The organism is Flammeovirga sp. AWQ4_249 (genome assembly GCF_056161045.1).
Window position 1 is genome coordinate 95,770 of the sequence record NZ_JBSWYJ010000003.1, and the last position, 26,056, is coordinate 121,825.

At 34.2% G+C, this 26,056-nt stretch carries 19 protein-coding genes; 6 read left to right on the forward strand and 13 right to left on the reverse strand.

Annotated features, from left to right (window positions below; all coding sequences use genetic code 11):
* Positions 1–22: 22 nt before the first annotated feature.
* Positions 23–928 (reverse strand): sulfate adenylyltransferase subunit CysD, encoded by a 906-nt coding sequence (gene cysD, locus ACXAHM_RS04000; protein ID WP_474959114.1) that lies wholly within the window; start codon positions 926–928, stop codon positions 23–25.
* Positions 929–935: 7 nt separating this feature from the next.
* Entirely contained in the window at positions 936–1,550 is a 615-nt protein-coding gene (cysC, locus tag ACXAHM_RS04005) for an adenylyl-sulfate kinase (protein WP_474959115.1), read from the reverse strand.
* Between the two features lie 223 nt (positions 1,551–1,773).
* On the opposite strand from cysC, the gene ACXAHM_RS04010 reads away from it, so the two are divergent.
* Together ACXAHM_RS04010 and ACXAHM_RS04015 are read left to right on the forward strand one after the other, a co-directional pair.
* Complete coding sequence (locus tag ACXAHM_RS04010; protein WP_474959116.1) at positions 1,774–2,577, forward strand: hypothetical protein; 804 nt, start codon at positions 1,774–1,776, stop codon at positions 2,575–2,577.
* A 104-nt stretch (positions 2,578–2,681) separates the two neighbouring features.
* Positions 2,682–4,865 (forward strand): ATP-binding protein, encoded by a 2,184-nt coding sequence (locus ACXAHM_RS04015; protein WP_474959117.1) that lies wholly within the window; start codon positions 2,682–2,684, stop codon positions 4,863–4,865.
* On the opposite strand, the gene lpcA is transcribed toward ACXAHM_RS04015, so the two are convergent.
* Positions 4,862–5,446, reverse strand: a complete 585-nt coding sequence (gene lpcA / locus ACXAHM_RS04020; protein WP_474959118.1) for a D-sedoheptulose 7-phosphate isomerase — start codon at positions 5,444–5,446, stop codon at positions 4,862–4,864. The genes ACXAHM_RS04015 and lpcA overlap by 4 nt on opposite strands.
* Before the next feature lie 121 nt (positions 5,447–5,567).
* On the opposite strand from lpcA, the gene ACXAHM_RS04025 reads away from it, so the two are divergent.
* The 4 genes from ACXAHM_RS04025 (at position 5,568) to ACXAHM_RS04040 (ending at position 10,896) form a co-directional block, all read left to right on the forward strand.
* Positions 5,568–6,404, forward strand: coding sequence for a mechanosensitive ion channel family protein (locus ACXAHM_RS04025; protein WP_474959119.1), 837 nt, complete (start codon positions 5,568–5,570; stop codon positions 6,402–6,404).
* Positions 6,405–6,647: 243 nt separating this feature from the next.
* A complete protein-coding gene (pgi, locus tag ACXAHM_RS04030) occupies positions 6,648–8,294 on the forward strand; it encodes a glucose-6-phosphate isomerase (RefSeq protein WP_474959120.1) in 1,647 nt (548 codons plus the stop codon).
* Between the two features lie 230 nt (positions 8,295–8,524).
* On the forward strand, positions 8,525–9,190 hold the full coding sequence (locus tag ACXAHM_RS04035; protein ID WP_474959121.1) for a head GIN domain-containing protein: 666 nt from the start codon (positions 8,525–8,527) through the stop codon (positions 9,188–9,190).
* Between the two features lie 161 nt (positions 9,191–9,351).
* Positions 9,352–10,896, forward strand: coding sequence for an acyl-CoA carboxylase subunit beta (locus tag ACXAHM_RS04040; RefSeq protein ID WP_474959122.1), 1,545 nt, complete (start codon positions 9,352–9,354; stop codon positions 10,894–10,896).
* 287 nt (positions 10,897–11,183) lie between these two features.
* Here ACXAHM_RS04040 and ACXAHM_RS04045 read toward each other — a convergent pair whose 3' ends face one another.
* From ACXAHM_RS04045 to ACXAHM_RS04090, 10 genes are all read right to left on the reverse strand, one after another.
* A complete protein-coding gene (locus ACXAHM_RS04045; protein WP_474959123.1) occupies positions 11,184–12,896 on the reverse strand; it encodes a polysaccharide lyase family 7 protein in 1,713 nt (570 codons plus the stop codon).
* 174 nt (positions 12,897–13,070) lie between these two features.
* The gene (locus ACXAHM_RS04050; RefSeq protein WP_474959124.1) at positions 13,071–13,772 is read right to left on the reverse strand and encodes a bifunctional 4-hydroxy-2-oxoglutarate aldolase/2-dehydro-3-deoxy-phosphogluconate aldolase; all 702 of its coding nucleotides are present in this window, start codon (positions 13,770–13,772) and stop codon (positions 13,071–13,073) included.
* Positions 13,773–14,807 (reverse strand): PfkB family carbohydrate kinase, encoded by a 1,035-nt coding sequence (locus tag ACXAHM_RS04055; protein ID WP_474959125.1) that lies wholly within the window; start codon positions 14,805–14,807, stop codon positions 13,773–13,775. It lies immediately after the preceding gene.
* A gap of 1 nt (position 14,808) precedes the next feature.
* Entirely contained in the window at positions 14,809–15,561 is a 753-nt protein-coding gene (locus ACXAHM_RS04060) for an SDR family NAD(P)-dependent oxidoreductase (RefSeq protein WP_474959126.1), read from the reverse strand.
* An 84-nt stretch (positions 15,562–15,645) separates the two neighbouring features.
* The gene (locus ACXAHM_RS04065; RefSeq protein WP_474959127.1) at positions 15,646–16,965 is read right to left on the reverse strand and encodes an MFS transporter; all 1,320 of its coding nucleotides are present in this window, start codon (positions 16,963–16,965) and stop codon (positions 15,646–15,648) included.
* 18 nt (positions 16,966–16,983) lie between these two features.
* Positions 16,984–19,221, reverse strand: a complete 2,238-nt coding sequence (locus ACXAHM_RS04070; protein WP_474959128.1) for an alginate lyase family protein — start codon at positions 19,219–19,221, stop codon at positions 16,984–16,986.
* 213 nt (positions 19,222–19,434) lie between these two features.
* Positions 19,435–20,196 carry a PKD domain-containing protein gene (locus ACXAHM_RS04075; RefSeq protein ID WP_474959129.1) on the reverse strand — a complete coding sequence of 254 codons (762 nt, stop codon included), beginning with the start codon at positions 20,194–20,196 and terminating at the stop codon, positions 19,435–19,437.
* Between the two features lie 116 nt (positions 20,197–20,312).
* Positions 20,313–21,677 (reverse strand): RagB/SusD family nutrient uptake outer membrane protein, encoded by a 1,365-nt coding sequence (locus ACXAHM_RS04080; protein WP_474959130.1) that lies wholly within the window; start codon positions 21,675–21,677, stop codon positions 20,313–20,315.
* 6 nt (positions 21,678–21,683) lie between these two features.
* Positions 21,684–24,785: a SusC/RagA family TonB-linked outer membrane protein gene (locus tag ACXAHM_RS04085; protein WP_474959131.1), complete on the reverse strand. Its 3,102-nt coding sequence runs from the start codon at positions 24,783–24,785 to the stop codon at positions 21,684–21,686.
* Positions 24,786–25,084: 299 nt separating this feature from the next.
* Entirely contained in the window at positions 25,085–25,789 is a 705-nt protein-coding gene (locus tag ACXAHM_RS04090) for a FadR/GntR family transcriptional regulator (protein ID WP_474959132.1), read from the reverse strand.
* Between the last annotated feature and the right edge of the window lie 267 nt (positions 25,790–26,056).

Below are 26,056 nucleotides of genomic sequence, written 5' to 3' on the forward strand. Positions count from 1 at the left end.
TCATAGTTTTGTAGATAATCGTTTAGAAATAACCTTGTAATTTTCTTTCTTCCATTGCTGCTTCTGATCTTTTATCATCCGCACGGTTTCCTCTTTCAGTAGTTCTTGAAGAGGCAACTTCTTGAATGATACCTGTTAAATCATCAGCATCGGATAATACAGCACCTGTACATGTCATATCTCCAAGTGTACGGTAACGAATTAATTTTTCTTCGTACTCCTCTCCTTTTAATAGTGTATTCCAAGGAGATTCTGCTAAAAGAACACCGTTTCTATCCACTACTTTACGTGTATGTGCAAAGTAGATAGATGGTAAGGCTATTTTTTCCAAAGCGATATATTGCCATACATCCATTTCAGTCCAATTAGAAATTGGGAAAATACGGAAATGTTCATAGTCGTTATACCTACCATTGTAAAGTGTCCAAAGTTCAGGTCGCTGGTTTTTAGGATTCCATTGCCCAAATTCGTCTCTATGAGAGAAAAATCTTTCTTTTGCTCTTGCTTTTTCTTCATCTCTACGACCACCACCAAATGCAGCATCAATTTGATACTCTTCTAGTGTTTCTAATAATGTGATCGCTTGCAAACCATTTCTACTTGGGTTTACACCTCTTTCTTCAACAGCAGTCCCTTTGTTGATAGACCCTTGAACAGATCCTACAATTAGATCTAAATCATATTCTTCTACAAGCCAATCTCTATAATCAATAGCTTCAGGGAAATTGTGTCCTGTATCCACGTGAATTAATGGAAATGGAACTTTTCCAGGCCAGAATGCTTTTCTTGCTAAATGAAGCATGACAATTGAGTCCTTACCTCCGGAAAAAAGCATTGCTGGTCTTTCAAATTGAGAAACTACCTCTCTAAAAACGTAAATAGCTTCTGATTCGAGTTGTTTTAAGTGGGTCAGTGTGTAAGACTGCATTCTAAAGTTATTTGTTGTCTGATAATTTAATTATCGGAAGAACAGCCTCTAACAATTGTTTTAAACTTTCCTCCAATGTTTGAGTATGTGTCGGAATTCTTACAAATGGATCAGCAGGAATTTCAAAAGGTGAGTCTAAACCCGTAAAGTTCTTGATCTCTCCTGCTAGTGCCTTTTTATATAAACCTTTCACATCTCTTTCCGCACACACCTCAAATGGTGCATCAATATGTACTTGATAAAAATCTTTTTCACCAATAATGTCTCTTGCTTGAGCTCTAATTTCTTCAGTTGGGCTAATTAATGAGCAAATAGTAATTAGACCTGAAGAAACAAATAATTTTGAAACTTCAGCAGAACGACGAACATTTTCTGTTCTGTCTTCTTCTGTAAAAGTTAGATTACTGTTGATACCTGTTCTTAGATTATCACCATCTAACAACATAGTATGAAATCCTAAATCATATAATGCAAATTCTAATGCTCTTGCTAATGTACTTTTTCCAGATCCAGAAAGACCTGTCATCCATAGTACAATACCTTTTTGATTCAAAGATTCTTCTTTCTTTTCTCTAGACAGTAGAGAATTAAATATCGGATGGATATTCGTTGCTTCGCTCATATGGTTTTAAAGAGTAATTGTTTAAAATTTCATTTTAATTCTACTACCCTATATGTTTTATAGGGCAAATATATAGTAAGCTTTACTATTAACAAATAAATTTGCAAAAAATTAACTTAGTAATACTAATTATTTTAATAATCACATCCATTTTTTGCAATATTTTCATACATTAACAATGCTTATTTAATTTACAACATTTGAATTTAATAAGTTCAATATTATGAATGATCTCACCCCACTTTTTACATTCTTGGATGAACATGAAATCAATTTTCAAGTTAATCAACAAAAGGATCTAACTCCTTATTATCTCATACAACTTTTGGAATATGATGTAACATTACATTTTATTCATCCTTCGGAAAGCACTAAAAATTGGCATCAAGAAAGTAGTCTTATTCATGTTTCAAATAAACTAAATACTCAACGTGTAATTCATTTATGGTATGACGTATTAACTAATCATCAAGAAGCTGTATTTTCAAGACTTTTAGGAATTTTTAATCGCACCACACGTATTCATGCCCGAAAACTAATTGTTCAAAGAATAGACATACATACATTAAATAAATTCATTGAAGAAAATCATATTAATGGTTCTCCAAAAGTAAAGGTTAAATATGGACTTTTTGATCAAAATAAATTAGTTGCAGTAGCTTCATTTAGTGGAAAACGTACAATCAATAATAGAGATGGGCTTAAACATCAATCTTATGAATTAATTCGATATTGTAATCTTAATTATCATACTGTCGTAGGGGGATTAAGTAAAATTCTGAAGCAATTCATTAAAGAATACTCTCCTGATGATATAATGACGTATACAGATTCTGATTGGTCTCTAGGAGAAAGCTTTGGTAAGTTAGGCTTTGAACACTTTGGGAGCTATCCTCCTTTTCCTTTTCATTGGGACCCTAAAACTGAAAAAAAGTTAAGATTAGATGTAAATGAAAGTTATTTTTTTAAGGTTTACAACGCTGGTAGTAACAAATATATATTAAACTTAAATAGGATTAACAATTAAAATTTAAGGGATTACAATTTGTTTATTAACTTATCGCTCAATAATCGTTAGTTTGTGTATATAATCTTATTATTAAAGTAGCTTATCTACTTTGAATAATTCATATGAAAAACTTTTTAGGCATATTTTTTACTCTCTCTCTTTTAACAATAGTTGGTGTTTTTGCCCAGAATTTAAAGATTGAGGCAATAAAGCAAAATATTGAGAAACAAACCGGACAGGAAAGGTGGGATTCTTACATTGAGTTAATGTGGGAATATAGAGACATTGAACCTGAAAAAGCCATATCCATAGGTCAGGAAATTATACTTGAAACAAAATCTAATGCAAAATTTGAGAAAACTGCCAAAGTTCTCAATTTGATGGGTGTTGCCTACAGAAATTTAGGCCAGTATACAAAAGCACTTGATTATTATAAACAAGCCCTTTTACAATCTGACATTATCAATGATATTGAGCAAAAAGGATATGCTTACATCAATATTGGCAACCTTTTTTATCATCAAGGAAATCAATTTGAAGCCTTGAAGAACATGAAAGAGGCTTTACAAATCAGTATGCAAAAGAAGGACAATAGTATGATTGCTTATTGTTACATGAATCTTGGTGATATTCAATTAGCTGCGGATAAATATGATGGAGCCTTAAGAGACTACGAAAAAGCCAAAGAAGCTCGACAATTAGTGCAAGACAAAAATGGTGTAGTCGTTGCAAATTTTAGTATTGGTAAAGTTATTCTTGAAGGAGGAAATCCTTATTTAGCAAGACAGAAATTTATTATATCATTAAATGAGGCAAAACAAAATGATTATACTTCATTAATCTATCAATGTTATGAGTACCTTGGTGAAACCTATATCTATTCTTCTAATGATAGTATGCAGTTTGCTTTAGAAAATTATAATAAAGCATACAAAGGCTATCTAGAACTTCAACAACCTTTAGGGCAAGCTAGAGTACTTTATAAGATGGCTAAGGCTGAATTGGCTTTAAACCACATCAATAAAAGTATAAAGTATGCACAGCTTGGCTTAGAGATTTCAGAAAAATTACCCGCAGTATTTGAGGCATTACAAAATAGTGACGTTTTAGTACAAGCTTTCCAGAAAAAAGGTGACTTTACGAATGAGAATAAAGCTTTAAAAAAGAATATTTTCTATCTACACAAATACAACGATAATGAGAAGTTAAGAAGAGCTCAGATGCTCGACAACTCTATCCAATTGAGTAATAAAGAAAAAGAAATAGATAAACTTTATTACGAAAAGAAATTATCAACTGATCAGATAAAAAATCAGCAATATTTCATTGCAGCCTTAATTGTAGTATTCATTCTGTTGGGAGCTATCGTTTATTTATTGAATCAGAAATCAAAGAAATTCAAACAATTTAGTGAGCAATTAAAAGAAAAAGCAAAGGAGATCCATAAACAAAAAGTAATCATCAATCAGAAAGTGGATGATGAGCATGAATTAAATGAGAAACTTCTTGTAAAAAACATCGAACTAATGGAAGCTTTGGAGCAGTCCAAAAAGATGTATGAACAGCTTGAAAAGAATGATAAATTAGCCTTATTAGGGCAAATGATGGCTGTTGTTGCCCATGAAATTAATAATCCTACCAACTTTATTTATAATAATGTAGTTCCGATTCAAGAAACACTTGCTGATATTCTTACTTACTTTAATGAAATGGAGAATGTTGATCAAGAGAAAATTGAGGATATAGAAGAATGTGGATTATTACTTGATGGAATTCAAGAAGGTGTCAAGAGAATTATGGATATTTCAATTGAATTGAAAAACGTTGTAAAGAGTAATCATGGGCTTCCTAAACCTTTTATGGTTCATGAAAACATTGACACAACAGTCAATTTATTACACAAGAAATATAAATATGATTCGATAGAAATTATCAAAGAATACGACTTATCTGTTTCTGAAATCAATTGTTTAGGTGGTAAAATCTCTCAAGTATTTATCAACTTAATTGACAATGCCTATCAAGCAGTAAAAGAACATACTCCTGATGGTGGATATATTAAAATCAGAACAAAGCTTTTAAAAGATAACGTTGGTATTAGTATTATTGATAATGGAGGAGGAATAAAAGATCTTGATCACTTATTTGAGACCTTCTTTACAACTAAAAAAGATGGTCTTGGATTAGGTTTGATGATTTGTAAAGACATTATTAAGCAACACAAGGGAGAGATTAATGCCTTTAATAATAAAGAGGGAGGTGCAACTTTCTCGATACAACTCCCTCTTGAAATGACTGAGGATTAATAGCCTAATTTCTTTTCAACTAATTGGATCAGGATATGAATTACTTTAATATGAATTTCCTGAATTCTATCCGCAAAACCATGGTGAGGTACTCTGATCTCTACATCAGCCATATCCGCCATGTTACCACCATTTTTACCTGTTAAAGCGATTACTTTAATCCCTTTTTGGTTTGCAGTATGGATAGCATTAATTACATTTTTTGAATTACCGCTTGTACTAATAGCAAATAAAACATCTCCTTTTCTCCCTACCCCTTGTAAGTATCTAGAGAAAACAAATTCAAAACCATAGTCATTACTTACACATGATAAGTGACTTGGATCCGAAATCGCAATTGCTCCAATAGAAGGTCTATCTTCTCTGTATCTTCCTGTAAGTTCTTCAGCAAAATGCATTGCATCACAATGCGATCCACCGTTCCCACAAGACATTACTTTTCCTTCATTTTGAAAGGCTTCTACCAAAAGATCAGCAGCCTCTTCAATTGCTTTTATATTATTAGCATCAGACAAGAATTTGGACAACACTTTTTGTGCTTCCTCCAACTCTCCAATGATTAACTGACTATATTCAGACATAAACTTTAAGTTATATGATATTGTGAAAAGCTATGATATTCTCTTTCACAGTGCAATAATCTTAAAAATTATTTTATTTTTATAAATAAATCTCTCTTATACCTATTAAAAAACTATAACAATGGAGGATATCTCTCAATATCAAGATCTAATTACAGCAGCTTACGGAAATTTTGTCAATATTTATGCCTTCAAGATAGTACAAGCATTAGCTATACTTTTCGTTGGCTTTTTTATTGCAAATAAAGCAGGAAAGTTTGTTTCAAATCAGTTTAAGAAGAAATCGAGTGACAATGGAGCCTTGATTGATTTTGTTGTTTCTCTGACAAAAATTTCTCTGAAGGTAATCATTGTCATCGCTGCAATACAACAAGCAGGAGTTGAAACAACTTCGTTCATTGCTATGTTAGGTTCTGCAGGTTTAGCGATTGGTCTTGCTTTACAAGGTTCATTAGCGAATGTGGCAGGAGGAGCTCTAATCTTAACTTTAAGACCTTTTAAAAAAGGAGATTTTATCGAAGCACAAGGGCATATGGGGTCTGTTGAAGACATAGGATTATTTGTCACCAACTTAAAAACGCCTCACAGAAGACATATTTTCATTCCAAATGGAGCATTGGCAGGTGGAGTTATCAAAAATTATACGAGAGAAGGGTTTGCTCGATGTGATGTGGGGATTGGTATTTCTTATGATGCCAATATTCAAGAAGCACGACAAGTACTATTAGATTTAATAAAAGATGATAAAAGAGTCTTAAATGATCCTGAGCCTCCTGTAGTATGGGTCACAAATCTTGGTGATAGTTCTGTTGATCTTTCCTTAAGAGTGCATTTAAAAGTGGATGATTATTGGAATTTCTTATTTGAAACAACCGAAGCCGCAAAAATTGCTTTTGATAAGGCTGGTATTGAAATTCCTTTCCCTCAACGTGTCGTTCATATGAAAAAGGAAGATTAAAATTAAAATTATAATAATATTAAATAGAGAAAGAGTGTACTTCTAGAAAGTATGCTCTTTTTTCATTTTACAAATAAAAAATTCTACTAATACAATCCGTTGCAATGTAAATAGTATTGAAAATGTAAAAGTGTGAGTAAAATCAACTTGTTACATTGAGATGAAAGTGTAATTTTGTGGTTCGAAGTGAAAAAGCTTCATTGATTAAGATTTTATTTAAGAACAAAATAGAAATATAAAACCATGTTGAAAACAGTAAACCCTACTTCAACAGCCGCTTGGAAAGCTTTAGAAGAGCATTATGCGGAAATGAAAAATACGCACATGAACGATTTGTTTAGCACAAATGCAAACAGAGCTGAAGATTTTTCATTGACTTTTAATGACATCTTTGTTGATTTTTCAAAAAACATCATCAACGACAAGACTTTCCAACTTTTACTAGATTTAGCAAAAGAAACTGGCGTTGCTGAAGGAATTAAGTCAATGTTTGCAGGTGAGCACATCAATCAAACGGAGGACAGAGCTGTATTCCACGTTGCATTACGTAATCAGTCTAACGAGCCTATGCAAGTAGACGGTAAGGATGTAATGGTAGAAGTAAACCACGTATTACGTCAGATGAAAGAGTTCACAAACAAAGTGGTTTCTGGCGAGTGGAAAGGTTATACTGGCAAACCTATTACTGATGTTGTAAACATTGGAATCGGTGGATCTGATTTAGGTCCTTACATGGTAACTGAGGCTTTAAAACCTTACAAAACGAATATTGACATTCACTTTGTATCTAATGTTGATGGTACTCACATCTCAGAAACATTAAAAGGTTTAAATCCTGAGACAACATTATTTATCATTGCTTCTAAAACGTTTACTACGCAAGAAACAATGACAAACGCCAACTCTGCAAGAGAGTGGTTCTTAGAAGCAGCACAAAGTGAAAATCATATCATGATGCACTTCGTTGCTTTATCAACTAATGAAGAAAAAGTAAGAGCATTTGGTATCGCTCCTGAAAATATGTTCCGTTTCTGGGACTGGGTAGGTGGTCGTTACTCATTATGGTCTGCAATTGGTCTTTCTATCGCTTGTAGCATTGGATACGATAACTACGAAGAGTTATTAAAAGGTGCTCACGCAATGGATAACCACTTTAAAACAGCAGAGTTTGATCAAAACTTACCTGTAATTTTAGCTGTTTTAGGCGTTTGGTATAACAATTTCTTTGGTGCTGAAAGCCATGCTTTACTTCCTTATGATCAATATATGCACCGTTTCGCTGCTTATTTCCAGCAAGGAGACATGGAGTCAAATGGTAAGTATGTAGATAGAAATGGAAATCCAGTAGATTACCAAACAGGTCCAATCATCTGGGGTGAGCCAGGTACTAACGGTCAACATGCCTTCTATCAATTGATTCACCAAGGAACTAAATTAATTCCTTCAGATTTTATTGCTCCAGCAATTTCTCAAAACCCTATTGGAGATCATCATCCAAAGTTATTATCTAACTTCTTTGCTCAAACAGAAGCATTGATGACAGGTAAATCTGAAGAAACTGTAGTAGCTGAATTTAAAGCAGCAGGTAAATCTGATGAAGAAATTGAGAAATTAAAGACGTTCAAAGTATTTGAAGGTAATCGTCCTACTAACTCAATTTTATTCAAAAAATTAACACCATTTACTTTAGGGTCTTTAATCGCTATGTACGAGCATAAGATCTTTGTTCAAGGTGTAATCTGGAATATCTTCAGTTTTGATCAATGGGGAGTTGAATTAGGAAAGCAATTAGCCAATAAAATTCTTCCTGAATTAGAAAATGATGAGCAAGTTACTTCTCATGATTCTTCTACAAATCAGTTGATCAACAAATATAAAGAAATGAGATAATCTCACATCGATTATTATTTCTAAGGCACCTAATTGAAAAGTTAGGTGCTTTTTTATTGTCTGACTTAAATGAATTATTCAATATATGGATGATACATTTATTTTTTTAGGATAAAAATACATAAATTGAAGTGTCTAATTTAGACGTCAAATAAATTAATGTGTCAAATTTATAAGAAGTCATGCAACCTTTCATGTGTTGTCATGTCTTTATTAAAAAAACTTTCAAGATGAAAAATTTACTATATACTACTTTTTTATTCTTTGTTTCTTCATTTTTATTTGCTCAGAAGAACGAAATCACAAAAGAAATTGATGTTAAAGATTTTGATACTATCGAATTGTATGGTGCTTTTGATGTAGTATTAAAACAAGGTAAAGTTCCTTTAGCTTATATTGAAGGTAAAGAAAAATATGTCAACGAAGTTACTGTAAAACAAAACGGTAAAAACATCGAATTCAGAAATTCAGAAGACGGAGAAGAAAAAGTAAAATCCACAACAAAAAAAGTGGTATTGTATATTCAATTTGTCAATTTAACAAAGATAGAATCAGCAATGGCTGGTAGTATTTCTACAGACAATAAACTTAATTTCAATGTCATCGATTTAGAGCTTACTGGCGCTGGAGATACTGAACTAGATGTTGATGCTAACGCATTTAATTTGTCATTTGATGGTGTTGGAAGTATCGAACTTACAGGTAGTGCTAGGAATGCAAAATTAGAATGTAATGGAGTAGGCAAGATTGATGCTAAAGATTTTGTAGTAAAAGATCTAGTTGCTGAATGTAATGGCATCGGTAGTATGCATGTCAACGCTGAAAATTCTATTAAAATGAGTGCTACAGGAATCGGCTCTGTAAAGAATCATGGTAATGCTAAAGAAGTTGAATAAATAGATTAAGAATAAATTCAATGAAAAAAGGTTGATGGGTGAAACAAAATCCATCAACCTTTTTTTATTTACTTGAAAATTAATTTAACATACATTTTTGAAGTCTAATTATTTTCTATTAGTTTCAGACCAACACAACCAAACAACTCGAAATAAACAACATGAAGGATAAGCTTCAATATTTAGAAGAAATGAATCGTCAAGCCGAATTGGGTGGTGGCGAAAAAAGAATAGAGGCTCAGCATAATAAAGGAAAACTGACTGCTAGAGAACGTATCGAATTACTTTTAGATGAGAATACTTTTCATGAAGTAGGAAAATTTGTTCGACATAGAGAAGTACAATTCGGGCTAGAAAATGAACATTATTTAGGTGATGGAGTCGTGACTGGCTATGGTAAAATTTCAGGACGTTTAGTGTATGTCTATTCTCAGGATTTCACTGTATTTGGTGGTTCTCTTTCAGAATCTCATGCTGAAAAAATCTGTAAAATCATGGATATGGCCATGAAAAATGGTGCTCCTATTATTGGATTAAATGATTCGGGAGGAGCTCGTATCCAAGAAGGTGTAAAATCTTTAGGCGGTTACGCTGATATTTTTTATAAAAATACGAGAGCGTCAGGTGTAATTCCTCAAATCTCATGTATAATGGGTCCTTGTGCTGGTGGAGCTGTTTATTCACCTGCAATTACTGATTTTATTATGATGGTTGAAAATACATCATATATGTTTGTTACAGGTCCTAACGTAGTAAAAACGGTTACACACGAAGAAGTAACTTCTGAGGAATTAGGAGGAGCTTCAGCACATAGTACGAAAAGTGGAGTTACGCATTTCACGGCTGCAAATGAGGCCATTGCATTACAAAATATCCGAAAGTTATTGAGTTATATTCCTCAAAACTGTGAACAGGACTCTCCACGCTATGACTACTCAACCATAGAATCAGAAGTAAGGAAAGATCTTAATGCTATAGTTCCAGATAATCCAAACACTCCTTATGATATTAGAGATGTTATATTAGGAACAATTGATGAAGATTCTTTCTTTGAAGTTCATGAGGCTTACGCTGAAAATATTGTTGTAGGATTTGCTCGTCTAGGAGGAAAGAGTATTGGAGTAGTAGGTAATCAACCAGCAGTTTTAGCAGGTGTTTTGGATAATGATGCCTCTAAAAAATCAGCTCGATTTGTCCGTTTTTGTGACGCCTTTAATATTCCTTTATTGGTATTTGAAGATGTACCTGGCTTCCTTCCAGGGACAGATCAAGAGTGGAATGGAATTATTTCGAATGGTGCAAAACTTTTATATGCTTTCTGTGAGGCTACAGTCCCAAGAGTGACTGTAATTACAAGAAAGGCATATGGTGGAGCTTATGATGTTATGAATTCTAAACATATTGGTGCTGACTTAAACTACGCATGGCCAACGGCAGAAATTGCTGTAATGGGTGCAAAAGGTGCAGCTGAGATTATCTTTAGAAAAGAAATAAAAAGTGCAGCTGACCCTGAAGCAAAGTTGCAGGAAAAGATTGATGAATATACTGAGGAATTTGCCAATCCTTATCGTGCAGCATATAGAGGTTATATCGATGAAGTGATTAAGCCTGAAAACACTAGAGAGCGTTTAATTGCTGCCTTCAATATGCTTCGTAATAAAGTAGATCAGAACCCTCGAAAGAGACATGGAAATATACCATTATAAGCATTAATATATTGCTAAAATGAAAAGTAGAGCATAGGAAAATCCTAGCTCTACTTTTTTTTCATCTGATAAAATATGTGTGGATTTTCTTACCAATAAATAACACCGTAAAAACACTATTTTAATTTTTACTTTAAACATACCACAACATAAAAATCAGTTGGTAAGTGAAACTATGAGTAATCTCATATGGGTAAAGAAATTCGTCCTAATTGTGTTCAAATATATAATTGTTCGTTTTCAAGTTTAGTCAAAACTCCCATCACCAAAATGATGGGAATTTATTCTTAATGCTTAATTTTTAAATAACTAATAGACACCAATCCATAGTCATTTGTATTTAAAGATTTACCTTTCATAGATTGCATATAATTCCCTGCCTTGAAATAGTTAGAATTACTACTAACACCATTGAAACGGTATATTTCATCTCTTCCTCCACCTGCAAGATTGTAAAGTACAACGTTACTGTTTTCGAAGATTAATTCAAGATGCATTTCTTGATCTAATGCCCAATTGCCATCAATAAAATCACCTGATCCATCATCATTTTCTTCTGTCACCCAACCCATAATTTTAAGGCGAACATTTCCAGAAGATTGATTTGGATCTCCTTCGAACTGTACTCGAATAACATCATCAAAAGTATTCGAAGGTCCATGAATTTGACCGAAGCAAAGTTTACCTGAACTAGGTAGTTGATTTACCTCAACCTTCCATTCCATACGATTCGTTCCGCTTCTACCATCCCAATAGATTTCTGTAGAGCCATCCGCAACCATCTCTCTCAATTCAGTTCTAGGATTTCCAGATCCTGAAGAAGTAGGATACCCTGCATAACATTTGAAATATACTCTTGAGCCATCTTTATAAAACCAATTTGTATTATTGTAAGTCTCTAAATTTGGAATATTGTCCACATATGAAGGGTTGTTTAAGCTACCTGAGAATGCGTTTAATTTCCAATTTTGAAGACCTAATACATCGTATGGATACTCCCCTCCTGGATTTGGATCTACAGGATCAGTAGGTTCAGTTGGATCTGTACCATCACCATCTCCATCCGTTCCAAAAATTTCTACTTCCGTAATGCTATTCCATGAATTAGACGTATTTCCATACCCTACAATTTGAACATAGCGGCCAGATGCATTACTTAGATTGACCGTTTCTAGATTCGATGAATTGCCACTGCTTACTCCCGAATGAACTACTTCCAATGCATTAGTAGCATCTCCAACTAGGATTTCAAAAGTACTAGACCTTTGATCACCTTTGTACCATGCTATATCTACATTATCGATATTTTTTACTGAACCCAAATCATAACGGATCCATTGTCCGTTGCCATTTGCAGACCATCTTGTTCCAAGGTTACCATCGACTGTGTTTGAAGGTCCATTACCATCATTTGCAGATGCAGCAACTCCAGATGGGTTCAATTGCTCTGCTTCTGCTGGAGGATTTGTTGGTGTTGATTCATCCAAAGCGATTAACTCAAAATCATCAAAACGACCTTCTCCGCTATTGTATTCTCCTTTAATTGTAACAGAAGAACCACTTCCTGAATTGAAACTAACGATCTCTTTTTTCCAATCAGAAGCATTTCCACTTCTTGATTTTCGAGCTCCGTTTACAGTAGCTGAAATACGCCAACTTCCTTTGACATAAGCCGACAATTCATAATCTGTATTTGAGGAAATTGAAACTTCTTGTCCAAAAGCACCTCCAGATCCTGATATTTTAGCGGATTTACTACCACTATTTGCATCACCCGAAATAGCCGATGGGTCTACATCATCCCATCCACTCCAATTACTTTCGAAGCCACTATTACTTAGACCGATAGCTATTCTAGCATTACTACCCTGATGTACTAATTCATCATCGATCGTTACTTCTTGTTGATTGTTCGTACAACTTATTGCACCCACAATAAGTACAGTTCCCATTACTTTTTTTGAGAAAAGCTTCCCGTTGAAGTTAAACTGGTTGATCATAATTCAAATCATTTAATTTGTGTGTAAAAATGAAGTGTTTGTCTGTTTCTGTTTATTAGTTCATTCTTATTGGCAAACACTGATTTGTTTGTATGATAGTTAGGATCCTTATTGCTAATTGGATATCAGATTAACTGCACACGAATATCTGATTTATTTGTAGTTCAAAAAGTATTATTCTACTTCTTCAAAATGATGAATTCCTTTTCCCATTGCGAGTTGAGCAATATGAAATACATCCTTAATATGTTCTTCTAAAGCATTGAATTCTTTGTTTTCGATTAAAGTGTTATCAATTAATTGAGAACCTAAACCAACACAATGAACCCCTGCATCAAACCATTTTTTCAATTCATCAAACTGTGGTTGAACGCCACCTGTTGGCATAATGGAAGACCAAGGCATAGGAGCTTTGACTGCTTTCACAAAGTCAGGACCTCCTACTTGTAAACCGGGAAATATTTTTACTACTTCTGCTCCTAATTCTTCCGCTAAAGAAATTTCAGAAACAGAACCACAGCCAGACATCCATGCTATTTTCCTTCTATTACAAACTTTTCCAATTGCTTCATTTAGTAAAGGAGAGACAATAAAATCTGCACCATTTTGGATATATAGACCTGCTGTTACATCTTCCACAATAGACCCCACTCCCATTTTCATTTCAGGAGTTTCTTTTGTTACTTTTAATAAAAGTTGATCAAAGACTTTATGGGCATTATCTCCTCGGTTTGTGAATTCAAAAACTCGGATTCCGGCATTATAACATGCCTTCACTACTTCCCAGCAAATGTCTACATCAGGATGATAAAAGACGGGTACTATTCCACCTTCTTTCATACTTTGCACGACCTCTATTCTTGTAAATCTAGCCATCTAACGGTTGATTTTTTTGATACTATTTTTATCCATAATCTGGAATACTTCTTCTTCCGTTGCAATGTTATAATCACCCGGAATAGAGAGTTTATAAGCAGAGGCAGCTAACGCAAAATCCAATGCTTCTTTGTCAACTACAAACTTTCTTTTACCATGAATGTAAGCAGCCATAAATGAATCACCTCCACCCACTCTATCTACAATAGAAGGGATTTCATGAACATCTCCTTTTACGAAATTTTCTCCATCATAAATTACTCCTGACCAACGGTTGTGAGATGCATTAATTGTTTGTCTTAAAGTTGTGACAACATAATCCAGATTTGGAAAAGCATTCATGACTTCACGACTGATAAACTTATAGCATCTTTTATCAAAACCGTCTACTACTTCGTAATCTGATTCTTGAGGAATAATACCTAAATATTTTGCAACATCTTCTTCGTTCGCAAGACAGATCGTAGTATTTTCCAAAAGCTTTGGCATAATGTGTTTTGGATCTACACCATATTGCCATAATTTACTTCTGTAGTTTAAGTCACATGAAACAGGAATTCCCATTTTATAGGCAACTTCAACCGCTGCTAAATTTGCAGCAGCAGCCCCTTTAGAAAGTGCTGGCGTAATACCTGACCAATGGAACCAATCTGCATCTTTAAGAATTTCTTCCCAATCAAATGTAGAAGCATCCACCTCTGTTATACTTGAACCTGCACGATCATAGATTACATTTCCTCCTCTTAAAGAACCTCCTTTTTCGAGAAAGTACAATCCCATTTTATCTCCACCTAATTGGACTCCTTCTACTCCTGCACCCCATTTTTTTACTTCACGAACAGCAAATTGACCTAATGCATTATCGGGGACAATACTTACATATTCTACATCATCACCATACTGTGCGAGAGAAATAGCAATATTCGCTTCAGCACCACCTACTGTGGCTTCATATTGATTGGCTTGAGAGAAACGAAGGTTGCCCATTGGCGAAAAACGATACAGTAATTCGCCAAATGTTACTACCTTTTTCATATTATGAGAACATTAAACCTCCGTTGATATCAATATTGGTTCCCGTTACAAAAGAAGATTGATCTGAAGCAATACAAGCAACAAAATCAGCAACTTCTTCTGCTCGTCCTTCACGTCCTAGCGGTGTTGAAACAGCTACTTTTTCACGTACAGCAGTTGCTGTAAAAGTATCATGGAAAGTAGTTGCAATCATACCAGGACAAAGTGAATTTACTCTGATATTTTTAGGTCCTAATTCTTTCGCCATAGAGCGTGTAAATGTCATCAACGCACCTTTTGCAGTAGCATATGCACTAGCACCAGGTCCACCACCATCTTTTCCAGCTTGAGAAGCAAAGTTGACGATAGAACCACCTTTTGGCATATGAGGAACGACAGCTTGCGTCATTAAAAAGGCTGTATTTAAGTTTAATTGAATCACATGATTGAAGAAATCAAGGTCCATTTCATCCAACTTCTTTCTAGCTACTAATCCGCCAGCAACGTTGACTAAAATATGAATTTGTTCACCAAATGCATCTATAGCTTGAGTAATTACATTGTCCACATCTTCTTTCTTTGTCATATCACCTTGTACTAAAATTGCATCTCCTCCTAAGGCTTTAATCTCAATTAAAGTTTGTGTTGCTTGCACTTCATTATCGTAGTAATTGATTACTACTTTTGCTCCTTCTCTTGCTAATTTTAATGAAACCTGCTTTCCAATGTCTCTTGCTCCGCCAGTTACAATGGCTACTTTGTTTTCTAATAACATAATCGTGTTGTTTGTTCTCCCTTTCACAGTTGAAATAAATTAATCACCACATGAATAGATTGAATGTGAAAAGGAAGAAGATTTTTAATTAATTGATTTAATTTCTTTAGCGAACAGATAAATTGAACCTACTCCAAGTGGAACAAACGCTGCAATCATCACAAAGATTGGAACATAAGAATAGCTTGAAATTACCGGAACTAAGAAATTCATAATGATAACTGAAAATACGCCTACCGTACCTCCAAGTCCTGCCAATGACCCTACTGATTTACCTGTAAATAAATCACTTGGTATAGTTTGAATGTTGCTGATCACAAATTGGAAACCGAATAAAACCGCAGCTACAATAAGTACAAATTTCAATGCACTATCTGCTAAGACAATAGTTGCCAATAAGCCTGCAAACATTATTATTCCACCTATTAAAATAGTACGTTTTCTTGCTTGGTCTACAGAAGCTCCTGATTGCATTAATTTACCTGAGAAATACCCTCCAGAAATACTTCCTAATGCTGCACCTACATAAGGTACCCAAGCGAAATAACCTATTTCTTTTACATTAAATCCATAAGTATCTGATAGATATAAAGGCATCCAACCTACAAATAGCCACCAAATTGGTTCAATGAAAAAACGTGACATTAAAACTGACCAAGATTCCTTGTGTTTCACAATCTCACCCATGCTTAGACCGGGTTTATCCTCCTTCTTTGTTTCTTGATCAGATTGAATATATTCCTTTTCAGCCTTAGTAATCCAAGGGTGTTTTGCAGGAATTCCTTTATTAATGATTAACCAAGGTATAATCCATAGTAAACCTAAGCCACCTAATAGTAAGAATGTTTTTTCCCATCCAAAAGCTGCCCAAACCACTGCAATTAGTGGAGGTGCGACCACTGATCCTAATGCTGCACCTGAGTTAAATATCCCTTGTGCTAAGGCTCTTTCTTTTACTGGAAACCACTCTGCATTATTCTTTGCAGCACCTGGCCAGTTACCGGCTTCACCCATACCGAGCATTATTCTAAAACCTGCGAAAGACATTACTCCTCTTGCAACTGCATGAAGCATTGTTGCAATTCCCCAAACGGTAATGGAAACGACAAACCCTAAACGCGTACCAATTTTATCAAACATTTTTCCTGAAACAGATTGACCTATTGCATAAGCAATCATAAATACATTCAAGATTAATGCATAATCATTTTTAGACATGTTTAAATCTTCGGCAATATTTGGCCACATCATGGCCATTGCAAGGCGATCTATATAGTTGATAACTGTAGCTAAACAGACCAACCCAATGATCCACCATCGTAATCCTTTTAGTTGGAAGGATTTGGATGAAGTCACAGATTCCTCTGTTGCTTCATTTTCTGGTAACTTAATTTCTGTAGCCATTTTTATATGATAAGATGTTTATTGTTCTAATTCGTTTTTAAATAGGGCGAATGGACCGCCCCATTTATATTTTTCGTTTCCGATTGTGATTTCATGTGTTGTTAGTGTTGAATTGTCAACCGTTGAAAGTATGAAGGTCCATTCTTCATTTTGTTTGTTAGAAAAGTTTACTGCTATATATTCGTCCGTCTGAAATGAAATTTCTAAATTTTTGATATTAGTATAAGTATTCTTTGAAGCCTCTGTTACAGTAGAATAACTGCCATGTGTCTCCAAAATGGATACTAAAGTGTTTCTTCCTTTACTTCCTTTTCTTTGATAAATCAATGAAGGGTCATTACGTAAATTGAAATCTGGATCATTCGCACCTAATTGTGTTTTTGTCAACTGATCACCATTTTTAGAAGCGAAGCTTAAGGTGTAAAATCTAGTTTTATCAAACCAATTGACTTGTTCTGTTTTGTGAATAGTCTGACCGTTTGCTTGATTCCAAAGATGTTGATACCCATATTTTTCACCTAATGGTTCCAAAGTAGTATTTTGTTTTAAAGTAATAGTTGATGACATCAATTGTCCATGATAGTGAAATGGAAGATCATAAGTATGTTCCTCTTCTGCATCTATAATATAGAGATCCAATACTAAAGGATTTTCAAAACCTTCCTGTTCGATTAAAGCTAAAGTTCTATGTAGTTTAATCCCTTCATAAGCATTATTTTCTTTTGCAGAAGTCACTTGTAATTTAGCATCTTCTATTGAAAAAATATAGTCTTCTGGAGCAATTGTATCTGCTGTTTTTACTTTTGCATTAAATTGTGACTTACTATCGACTACTATAGTGTTATGAGCAATAGTTTGCTTTGCCCATGTTTTATTTTCTTTCAGATATCCACCACCATCTTTTTGATGAATATTGACAAATCTTGCTGCACCATAATCTTGAAGTACTTCCTCCCCATTAAAATTTAAACTATACGATAGACGATCAAAATGTCCATGTCCCATTCCATGTTGAGAAAATTTCATAATCAATTCTGCATTTTGATTTCTCAAAACGGCAATACCTCCTTTATCACCATTGGCTCCATCTGATAAGTAAATTGATTTCTTTTCAAATGATTTTCCTTTTCCTTCTGAAATTGCTTTTGTAGCATTCCAACCTGCATAGTTTAATGGTGCTCTATTTTGCAATTGAATTAAAGAAAGCAACCCTTCATCTTGACTTCCATATTGATATCCTAAAGCTAATGCCAATTGTAATTCTATTGAATAATAAGACATTCCTTTTTGAGCATCATTTAATGGAAAAAATTCACCGTTTGCATTTGTCTGTTGTAAAAGAGCATTTACAGCTTTGATTAAAACTCCATTTCTGTACTCAAAAATCTTCATTTCTGGTTTCAAATGTTCTAAAGATAGAGCAAAAATCAGAAAAGGGTACATGGCATATCTTTGGTAATAAGGTCCCTCAGTATAATATCCATCTGGTGAAAATGAATGATCGATTTGAGCTAAAAAACCAGCCTCTTTTTGCCCTTCTTTCTGGATTGCTCCACCATCATTATCTGTAGCAGATTTGTTTGTTAGAGGAAGTCCGTATAATGCCTTTTGAATTAATTCTTCATTATTCATTACCAAACCAATCATCCCTACTCCAGCATTTGCCCATGTACTATGGTTATGAAGTCTATTAAAAAAGTGAGGTGTTTCTACTGATAGAAAGTCTGCCATTGGGATAAATAATCCTTCATTGAATTTCTTTCTTTCCTTTTTACTCAACCAAGTATAAATACTTCCATAAGCTTGGCTTGTATACACTAACCAATTGGCATCATTCAGACATTGCCAGAAAATTTTCCCTCTAGCATATGATTTTTGAGAAGGATGTCTCTCCCAGGTTGGATAACTTTCTAAGTATTTTTCTAAAGTAGTTTTCACAAATTCAGCATACTCTTCCTTACCAGTAAGTTGAAACATTACTCCTGCTTTTTGCATCAAGAAATAATTCTTTTTGTGCTGAGAATGTGTATAACCACCAGCCAAATCTTTAGGAGTAGGAACATCAACACCTTTCTCTAAATAAGGAGCTAATTCTAACTTCACTTTTTCTAACGATGTTTTCCATAAGGTAACCTCTTGGTTGTTCTTATTTATTTGCTCTACTTCAACATCAGTCAGCACAACTGACTGAGCGAAGAGAGACGAAACACACATTAGCACAAGGCTTACTACTATTTGAAATTTCTTTTTCAACATTTCATTTTGATTTTTAATCAAGAATTAAAATCTATTTGAATGATCTAGTGATTTGATTATGATCAGTGTTAGAAGCTGTATTACTATCTTCGAATATAATTTCTAAGCCTACTTACTTCTATAATTTTTTTACTTTAATTCATCAGCTATCATCAGACAATATATTTTTTAATAATCACCCGATAATGTATCGGGTGATTAATGTTTGTTCTATTACTCTACTTTCTTAATTTCAACCAAGTCGTATCTTGTTTCTACATCACCAAAGTTCATTTTGAAACGTAAATTTTCAGTAGCATCACTCGTTTCAACAATATAACTTGTATAAACATATTCAGAAGAATTTGGTGTTAATTCTAAAGAAACGTCGTGGAATACAATACCATTATCAGGGTCTTCCAATACAAACTTACCTGCACTAGTTCCCCCAGCTTTACTCACATAATGGAAACTTACATTATAAGTTACACCACCTGTTACTTTAATCGTTTGATCTAAATATTGGCCATCATTTCCAATTTTAGCACCTGTATCTTGATCTGGAGGTGTAGGAGAACCAGATCCTGAAAAGCTTCCCCAAACACTTCTATCACTACATTCGAAACTTTTACAAAGAAACTCTGGTATAAACTCATCCACTACCGATACTGTTATTGTAGTATCTGAAGTTAAGTCATTTCCATCTTTTGCAATTAATCTTACTTCAAATTCACCTTCTCCTGCAAAGCTATGAACTGGGTTTCTTTCCGTCGAAGTATTTCCATCGCCAAAGTCCCATTCAAAAATCCCTGCAGAAATGGAAGTATTGGTAAATAAAATTTCTTTAAAGCTCGATTGACTTGACTTATAAGAGAAGTTTGCTGAAGGTGGTGTTAAATCCTCTATCGAACCAACACCTGGTAATTCATCAGTACACGCAAATAATGTTGCTGTCATAGCACCTGCGATACCTATATATTTTAATAATGATTTCATGATTCCTATTAATGTCTTTCGTAAAATGTAACTTTAGAAAGCAGGTTGGGAAAGTTTATTACTACACGTGCATACCATAAAATAATTCATTCCCAACACCGCTTATAGTAGGTATTTTAATAACCAGGGTTCTGTGTTAGTGCCCCGTAACTCGTATCAATTTCTCTCTGTGGAATTGGTAAAAGAAGTTTTGTACCATTGAATGTAAATCCATTTGCATCCGCAAAAGCACCCATTACTTCTTCTGCTACTCCAAATCGCACTAAGTCATGAAGACGATGGTTTTCAAAACCTAATTCTACTCTTCTTTCATTCAGTAAAAGATCTTTTGTTAAAGTACCTCCAGCTGCAATTGTTGACATCCCTGCTCTTGCTCTTACCATGTTGTAAGCATCAATTGCTCCAGCCTCTGTTGTGATTTCTCCACCGGCTAAGATAGCTTCAGCATACATCAAGTAAACATCTGCCATTCTCATCACTACCCAATCATTACCACATAACCTATTGTCTGCTGAAGAAGTGATATACTTACCATTTTCTTTTACATCATCAGGATTATAAAGAATACCTATTCTTTCAGTGTCTAGAGGATCTACATTTGCTTTGAAGTCATCCGTTACATAGTTTAAGCCACTGTTTTTACCCAATTTTGTAAACTCATAAGAGAAATCTTGTGACTCTTCTGCATTATCATTGATAAATTGAATAGCAAAGATGATTTCAGTATTTAATTCACTGTAGAATACATCACCATAATCCTCTACCAATGCATAACCTCCATTATTCATTACCTCTTCAAGTAATGTTTTAGCACCAGCATAATCGCCCGTAGTTAATTTTACTTTCGCTAAAATCGCTTGAGCAGCGGCTTTTGTTGCTCTACCTTCTTCAATGTTATCTCTAGAAGGTAAACCTGCAATTGCTTCCGTTAAATCTTGCTCGATTTGTTGATATACAGCACTTGTTGCTACTCTTTCTGTCGTTTCAGGATTACCAGGAACAACTACTGAAGTCACTAATGGCACTTCACCAAAACCTCTTGTTAGATTGAAATACATTAATGCTCTCGCAAATTTTGCTTCACTGATGAAGATTGATTTCTTCGCTTCATCTGTTATTACTTCCGCTGAAGCTAATACTTTATTTGCTCTGAAGATTACATTATATGAATCCGTCCAATAAGTGGAAAGTGTACCATTTGTTGGTGAAACAATCATGTGTTCAAACTGTGCCCATTCTCCTTCACTATTCTTTGTTTTAGAGTTATCTGAACGCATTTCTGTTAAAGCAAATTCTCTTTGCACTGTATTTTGCAAACCATCATAAATCGCAAAAACTGCTGCTTCAACTTCTGTTGTATTTTGGTAGAAACCATTGTCTCCAATTGCTGAAACTGGCTTCAAATCCAATTGACTTTCACAAGATGATAGTGTCATAGCACCTATCATCAGTGTTGAAATTATTTTGATATATTTTTTCATTATTTCTTAGAATGATAAGTTTACACCTGCTGAGAATGTTCTGTTGATTGGTGCAGCACCTCTTTGATAACCATATGTCAATGGAGAATTAAGTCCTTGGTTCACACCTTCAGGGTTGTAACCTCTATAATCTTCACCCATGATATAGATTAGATTTTGAGCTGCTACATATACTCTCAAGCTATTAATCCCCACTTTATCGATATACTTATTAGGCACTGTGTAACCAATGTTTAAGTTTCTCAAAGAGATGTAAGATGCATCCATTACAATATTATTTGTAAAGATTCTTTGTACTACTTTATCCGCATCTGGGAAGAAGTTTGGATTTGTTTCATCAGTAATGTAATCTTGGTTTGAGCTAAACTGATTATTAACATACTGAGGGTCCATATTTCTTACTTTAGCACCATGTGAACCTTGGAACATGAAGCTTAAATCAAAGTTTTTATAACTAAATGTGTTAGTAATTGACCAAATCATTTTTGGATATGGAGAACCTAATATTGTTCTATCATCTGGATCAATAATACCGTCACCATTCAAATCTTTTACATAAATATCCTGAGACTCACCATTGATTGGGAAGAATGGATTTTTGATATGATTTAATGGAATTTCCTTTTCAACAACATATCCATAGAAAGATGCTACTGGATGTCCTTCCTTTGCAATCCATTCAGCAGGACGCTTAGAATCTACAGTTGAAATTAAACCATCAGCACCAGCCATACTCACCAATTTATTTTCATTAAATGAAACATTACCAGTGGTAGTCCAAACAAAGCCATTAGAAGCATAATTTGTCGTCATTAATTCAATTTCAATACCTCTATTTTCTACTTCACCTAAATTCACAGTTGCTTCGCTGAAACCTGTCGCTGAAGGAATTGGTCTTTCTAATAAAAGATCTTGACTACTTCTTTGGTATAGATCTACACTTAAATTAATTCTATCTTGAAGGAAACCTAATTCTATACCAGGGTTAATTTCCACTGATTTTTCCCATCTTAATTCAGGATTTGAAAGTGTAGATTGGTTGAAACCAGTATAAACATTACCATCAAATACAGCACCTACAGGTTGTACTAAACCAATTGAAGGATAATTACCAATTGTTCTTAAATCACCATCACTACCCGTCACACCGTAACTAGCTCTGATTTTGAATTTACTGATAATATCATTGTCCTTTAAGAAATTTTCTTCTGATACATTCCAACCAATTGAAGCAGCTGGGAAAACACCATACTTATTATCTTTACCAAACTTAGAACTACCATCTGCTCTCATACTCAAAGAAACAAGATATTTGTTTTCAAAAGCATAATTCACACGACCAAAATAAGAAACTAATGATCTTTGATCAGCTCCAGTTTGAGCACCTACCACATTGTTTGCCGGAATAGTTTGGATATAGTCAAAATTATAACCTGCTGCATCAATTTCACTCCAATTACGATCCCAGAATTCATATGCAAAACCTGCTACAGCATTAAAACTATGTTTCCCAATTTTTTTGTTATAATTTAAAGTTTGCTCTGAAACAATGTGGAATTGATTTAAACGATCATCTGTCGCAGAAGTACCGTTAGCTCCGTTTCTACTTGCATTGATTCCTGTGAAACGTTGGTTTCTTGTGTTTTTATAGTCACCACCTACTGTAGTTCTAAAAGTTAAACCATCTGCAATCTTATATTTTAAATAAAGACTTGTGAAAAGTTTAGTTTGATACTTTCTATATTCTCTTTCTAAAATCTTAGCAATAGGAGAAGCATTTGATGTTGTACTGATATCTGTTCCACCTGATTCTACTGGCATTCCTGCATCTAAATCATAATCATCAAACATTCTTTCCATAGTGTAATCACCTATTTGAGCATCGGCCCAGCGGCCTCCTTCTCTTTCTCTGTTGATAAATTGAGAATTGTATTCATCTACATATTGTGGTAACCAAGGTGACTGACGGATTGCATCATGAACACCTATCGGAAAACGTCTTTGATTACTGTAAGACGGATTTAATTTCAATCCAAAAGATAATTTTTTATTTACTTTAGTATCAACACTTAATCTAAAGTTAATTCTTTCGTAGCTATCTGTAAGAAGTACTCCTTCGTCTTTTAAGTAGTTACCAGAAGCTGAATATTTTGTTCTTTCAGATCCTCCTCTTGCTGATAGAGAGTGACTTTGAATTGTACCGCCATCCATGATGACATCTTGCCAATCCGTTTCTGTTCCTAACTCGTTGATGTATCTCATTTTGTCTGTTAATTCACCATCGTTATTTTCTCTAACGAAAGCATTCCACTCACCAACTGTTTTTAATACATCATTATTAGGCACTTCTTTGATACCGAAATAACCATTGTAGTTGAAAGAAGCTTTACCTTCTCTACCTTTCTTATTGGTAATTAAAATTACACCGTTTGCTCCTCTTGAACCATAAATAGCCGCAGAAGAAGCATCTTTTAAAACTTCGATTGATTCTACATCATTCATATCCAAAGTATTCATGTAATCTTGGTCTACCACCACTCCATCCACTACAATAAGTGGACTTGGGAATGAAGTGATCGAACCAACACCACGCACTCTAATTGTCGGTGCTTCACCCGCAGTAGGGTTTGTCATCTGAATGTTCACACCTGAAACTTGTCCAGAAAGTGCATCATCAATACGTGCAGAAGGTACATCCACCATCTTATCACTCGTCACTTTTGATACGGCACCTGTAAGATGTGATTTTTGAACTGAACCATAACCTACTACTACGATTTCATCCAATTGACTCGCCTCTTCTTCAAGTTCGATATTCAATTCCGTTTGAGTAGTAATTGCTACTTCTTTAGATTTACAACCAATGAATGAAAACAAAATCACATCCGACGGTTTCACCATAAGTTTATAATTTCCATCAAAATCAGTAATTGTTCCTTTGCTTGCCTCTGTTCCTTTTATTACAATTGTAACACCTGGTAGAGCTTGACCTTCTTGGTCTACCACCTGGCCTTTTAGCATATAAGCTTCTTGAGCATAAGTTTCAGATACAGTAAAAAGTATTAGAAAACCTACTGCTGCTAGTAGTATTCTAGATAAGTAATTCATTTTATTTCATTAAAGAGAGATAGCGTTAGACGTACAATGCATAAATCTAATAACGGTATTATTTATACACTAAAAAATGTCTAATTGCTTTAATTTAGATAATTGTATAGCTAGCAGGTATGAATAGGGGTAGATAAAAAATTTGTGTTTACTTTACTGAGTTATTATCTTTAACCCTAAGATAATTCTATGCGGATGATTTTGCCGATGACCCTGTATTGAAAAATCTTAACCTGCATGGATTAGCATTTTCTTTTGTTAATCCATTTTTTTGTATCCTTTCTTATATCATAGGCAGATTATATTTTTGTTTCTAGTATGTCTTTTAAGTGATTAAACATCGCCACTTCTGCTTTTTCGGGATCACGATTTGAGATATGTTCTAATATCGCATAATGTTCCTCAATGGCTTTATTTGGTTTACTTCCCACACAGATATCATTTTCTTTGAAGAAAGTAATGATGTCTGGAGCAACGATCATCATTAAGGATTTCAAAACACTGTTTTTACTAGCTTCAGCAATCTTCATGTGAAACATTAAGTCATGTTCGACTGTATCTTCACCTCTTTTTACCGCATTTTCATAAGCAGACAACGCACTTGAAATGGATACAATATCTTTTTCATCTCTACGCATTGCTGCAAATCTTGCTGTATTTTTTTCTAAGATCACCCTAGTTTCTACTAATGCTTGAAAATCATTTCCTTCAAGATCTAAAACATCAGTGATCAAACCTTCCAAGGCTGTGATTCCAAAACCCGCCACCACTGTTCCACTTTGTGGCAACGTTTTAAGAATTCCATAAAACTCTAATTTTCTAATCGCATCACGAACATGAGTTCTACCTATTCCAAAATGTTCACTTAGTTTACGTTCCGAAGGAAGTTTATCTCCAGGATTAAGTTGACCAGATGAGATCAGCGTTTTGATTTGCTTGATGATCTTATCGACTGGTCTTTCAATCTGAATTTTCTTAAATGTATTGAATACTGTTTGCTCCATTTTTCAATTCCTTATAAACTGGTAGACCAATTTACAAACATTTACATTTCACTTCCAAATTTATTCTCATTTTTCTTTCAAAACGATCTAAATTACTCTTCTACAGCTATTTTAATGTATTATTAGTTTTTATCATCAATAGAATAAGAGCGTGTAAATCTTGTATTTTACTACCTTAATAGCTTGTTTTTTTCTTATAATTCAATTTCAAACCTGTTTTGGTTTTCTTTTTATTAGTTTACCAAAAACTGGTTGACCAATTTTACG